Consider the following 3,133-nt stretch of genomic DNA (forward strand, 5'->3'; position numbering starts at 1 on the left):
GGCGTCCACTGGGCCACCAGCGGCGTCGCCCACATGCACAACCTCGCCCTCGCTGGATGAATTGAGCAGAACGCTGCAACACCCGCATCGCCGCAGCACAATTACGGAGTTACGAGAAGATCTTTAGGACTCTGCGGGCGTGACAGAAGATTCGCCGGGTCTGGATGGGGGCGGCGCCCCGTTCCACAGCATGGCACAGGGTTGCGGGGCCTTGTTCAGCAGATGCTGCCTGGCACTCCGACACCTTTCACCCTTTCGGGTGATTACGCTCCCGCACCATGCGGCAGATACTCACAATAGACCGGACACAGTCCCCATACCGTTCTAGGAAACAGAGGAGAACTCGATGACGACATCCGGAGTAGATAGTTCCACGGTTCCGCAAGTCGCGAACACTGGGAGAGTATCGGCTCGGGCCGATGCTGGCGTTCCGATCGGCGGAAACGTCATCGCCGCATGGCGAAGCTGGTGGACATGGACCCCAGGAAACGGTACCCATAACCTTCAAATTTCCTGGAATGTGATTGGGAAGAACTCGACCGTCTTCATCATCGCTTCCGAGATCGATTCTCACGGAACCCGGTTCGTCGCAGCCGCACCCATCCGGGTATCGAGCGTTGCTCCGGGAAATGGCGTTGTGAACTTCAAGATTCATATCGAGTGGAATAAACCCATTCCCATGCGCACCGATGTGATGGTATTCAACTGAGGACTGGTGTCATAAGCATGGCCAGTAACTCGCCAGACAATATCGCGGAGAGCGGGTCGCGATGCGGCTAGGAGGCAGGGGGCTCTAGAGGGTGCCTGCCTCCTAGCCATATGCTCACAATTCGGCCCTCTACCGAAGGCTGTCACACTCACAAAACTCAACTGCGCCAGATATCTGAGTCATCGGCTACCTCCGCGCGACTAAGCAGATCGAGATCAGCAACGTATAGAGATCTGGGGCTACAGGTTTGCCGCGACAGTCGCTTCACATTACTGATTATCGGAGATTATTCACTGCTAAAGGAGCCTAGATCTCTGCAAAGATTCCAGCGTTTTAATTCAAGAACCCCAGAGGTAATAGGCTCATGCGCGCACGTCCGGCCTTCGTATTCCGAATCACATGAAGGCCGGACGCTAAAACCAGGATAATTCTACCAAGGAACCGCAGACTGCTAATCATGCAGATTGCGCCAGGATCTGAATTTTCCATGGCTCACGCTTCAGAATCAATCCCCTTCGGTTTCAATGCTAGCACACGACGTTCCGTGCGTGGCGTTGAACAAAGCTACGACGTCGCCACTAATTCCACAGAAGCTGAGCGGCACGTGCACGGGTACTTGGATGATGCTGCCAGCAGCCTCTCCGACTGCTTCACTGCTCGCCGTAGCAACGCCAACGGAACCGAACAGAGAAGCGCCTGCCAGCACGGCGACGCCAGCTTCTCTGATGAAACGCAGCATGATAATTCCCTCGATCAAGGATTCGTTCGCACTCATCTTGAGCGCAGGTGAATTTAACAACGCATCACCACTGCGTAGGTCACTCGAATCCTTCCGATCGAGGCGAGATCGGCGGAACTGATCCTCAGGTTCACGATGGTTTCGTTATCACTCAACGAAGTTTATTCGATAACTATAGAAGTTAACCTTTCCCGCCAGTCCGCCTGGACAGGGAAAGGATTTCTCCCATCCCGTTGAGATACAAGTGAACATCTGGGCAAGAAATTCAATTACCGCTTGATCTGCAATTAGTTATCTACGTCCCTGTTAGCCAGTAAGTAAGTTCACAGCGCTAGCCCATAAGCCTGACATCAGCTACTCCCCGGCGTGGTCCCCTTCGCTGGAGGTCCGAATACTGACCCCTCACTGCACTCCCCCGTTTGCTGCTGAAAGGCTTCCTAAGGCGTCGCCACCGGAGGTCCTGACGGCGATCATCTTCGTGGCCACGTCGGGCTGCACGTGGTGGCCGCTCTCGCTGGTCTTCGGACCATGCTGACAAACGGTCTACTGGTGGAGCCAGAACCGGCTCTGGGCCCAAATCCACCGAGTCGTCCTGGACGAACCCGGTGCCCGGGGCAAGCTGGACTGGTCGCGCTGCGCAATCGACCCCTTCAGCGTCCGGGCGGCAGAAGAGGCCCGTTGACGGGGGCCGAATCCGACCGGCCGGGGCAAGGCGGGATCGAAAATCCACTTGATCACGGATGGGGACGAGCTGCCACTCTCACTGGGCATCTCCGAACGCCAACCTGCACGACAAGCCAAGCCTTAGAGGGTGGCTGATCTACGTAGTTGGTAGTTCAGAATGTTTTTGTGACTGCTGGGGTTGGTGGTCGGTGGGTGAGGAGTAAGTGATCGTCGCCCCTACCGCGGTGATGTATCCGACGCCCTCTGGGCCTTGAACGAACCCGTCTTCACCGCCTGGCGAGCCAGGCGAACCGGCCCCGGGACAGCAGCCCGGGTGCACGATCTGCGGGAGACCGTCAACGCGGTCCTCTACGTCAACCGCACCGGTACCCCTTGGGAACACCTGCCACACGACTTCCCTCCGTACAAGACCGTCTACGACTACTACGCCAAGTGGGAAGCCGACGAAACCACCCAGCGGGTCCACGACTTCGGGACAAGGCCCGCCGATCCCACGGCCGCAGCCCCGAACCGACCGCGGCCGTGGTCGACGCACAGAGCGTGAAGACCTCCGCAAACATGCCCGAGACCAGCCAGGGCATCGACGCCGACAAGAAGACCAAAGGGCGCAAACGGCACCTGATCACGGACACCCTCGGCCTGGTGCTGGCCGTCCTCTTCACCGCCGCGAACGTACACGACACCACCGGAGGCAAGCTCCTCCTCGACGACCTAGGCCGTTTCTTTGGGGATCGTCTGATCGTTGGTTCCGTGTGCCGTTGACCGACGCGCGGTGGGCGCGGATCGAGCCCTTGCTTCCGGACCGGAGCCCCAAGCGAGGTGGCCGGTGGCGTGATCACCGTGAGGTGATCGACGGCACCTGGGAACGCGTCTTCACCGCTCCGCTCGCCCGGGCCGACGCGGACGAGGACCTGAACTGGGTGGTCGCGGTCGACTCGGCCCTCGTACGCGCGCATCAGCACGCGGCCGGGGCCCGCCCCAAGGGGCCCCGCCCAGCGAGC

The 3,133-nt window shown here is 59.1% G+C and carries 3 protein-coding genes and 3 pseudogenes; 5 read left to right on the forward strand and 1 reads right to left on the reverse strand.

All coding sequences use genetic code 11. The features are described from left to right. Positions 1 to 346 precede the first annotated feature (346 nt). Positions 347 to 709 carry a hypothetical protein gene (locus LUZ64_RS36495; RefSeq protein WP_143593030.1) on the forward strand — a complete coding sequence of 121 codons (363 nt, stop codon included), beginning with the start codon at positions 347 to 349 and terminating at the stop codon, positions 707 to 709. 505 nt (positions 710 to 1,214) lie between these two features. Here LUZ64_RS36495 and LUZ64_RS36500 read toward each other — a convergent pair. Next, complete coding sequence (locus tag LUZ64_RS36500) at positions 1,215 to 1,484, reverse strand: chaplin (protein WP_232390646.1); 270 nt, start codon at positions 1,482 to 1,484, stop codon at positions 1,215 to 1,217. A 418-nt stretch (positions 1,485 to 1,902) separates the two neighbouring features. Here LUZ64_RS36500 and LUZ64_RS36505 point away from each other — a divergent pair. From LUZ64_RS36505 to LUZ64_RS38040, 4 genes and pseudogenes are all read left to right on the forward strand, one after another. After that, positions 1,903 to 2,254 (forward strand): annotated as a pseudogene (locus tag LUZ64_RS36505) (transposase family protein); the annotation flags it as partial. Positions 2,255 to 2,373: 119 nt separating this feature from the next. After that, positions 2,374 to 2,676: pseudogene (locus LUZ64_RS38030) on the forward strand (transposase); the annotation flags it as partial. Next, positions 2,673 to 2,894, forward strand: coding sequence for a transposase (locus LUZ64_RS38035; protein WP_211304942.1), 222 nt, complete (start codon positions 2,673 to 2,675; stop codon positions 2,892 to 2,894). The pseudogene LUZ64_RS38030 and the gene LUZ64_RS38035, both read left to right, overlap by 4 nt. After that, positions 2,885 to 3,133 (forward strand): annotated as a pseudogene (locus LUZ64_RS38040) (IS5/IS1182 family transposase); the annotation flags it as partial. The gene LUZ64_RS38035 and the pseudogene LUZ64_RS38040, both read left to right, overlap by 10 nt.

The organism is Streptomyces albireticuli (assembly GCF_021228125.1).
In the GTDB taxonomy this organism is placed as follows: domain Bacteria; phylum Actinomycetota; class Actinomycetes; order Streptomycetales; family Streptomycetaceae; genus Streptomyces; species Streptomyces albireticuli.